The 369-nt window shown below is 51.5% G+C and carries 1 protein-coding gene; it reads left to right on the top strand.

Features of this window, described 5'->3' with window-relative positions; genetic code table 11:
* Nucleotides 1-369, top strand: a 369-nt coding sequence (locus MTBPR1_RS18150) for an Ig-like domain-containing protein (RefSeq protein ID WP_165602661.1), incomplete at both ends; no start/stop codon positions are given.

The following is a 369-nucleotide window of genomic DNA, read 5'->3' as shown; positions in this document are numbered from 1 at the left end:
CGATAGTCTTGAGGTCACTGAAGTCACGGGCGGCACCAACCTTGCCATTACCGATAATGGCGATGGCACCTGGACGATTATCTCAAGTGAAGAAGGCCTTGAAGGCATCGACTTTAAGGTCACTGATGGCACAGAGGTCGTTGAGCAATCCGCCACCATTAACTGTGCCGATGTGGATAACACACTCACAGATGACGCCGCCACGCTCACGGAAGATGGCTCAAAAACCATCAATGTACTGACCAACGACACCATCATTGATGGCGGTGAGGTCACAAGCGTCACCACGCCTGCGAATGGTGAAGTGACCTTCAATGCGCATGGCAGAGTAACCTATACGCCTAATGATGATTATCATGGCAGCGACAG

The organism is Candidatus Terasakiella magnetica (assembly GCF_900093605.1).
Lineage (GTDB): Bacteria > Pseudomonadota > Alphaproteobacteria > Rhodospirillales > Terasakiellaceae > Terasakiella > Terasakiella magnetica.
This window is presented reverse-complemented; position numbering and strand designations above follow the sequence as displayed.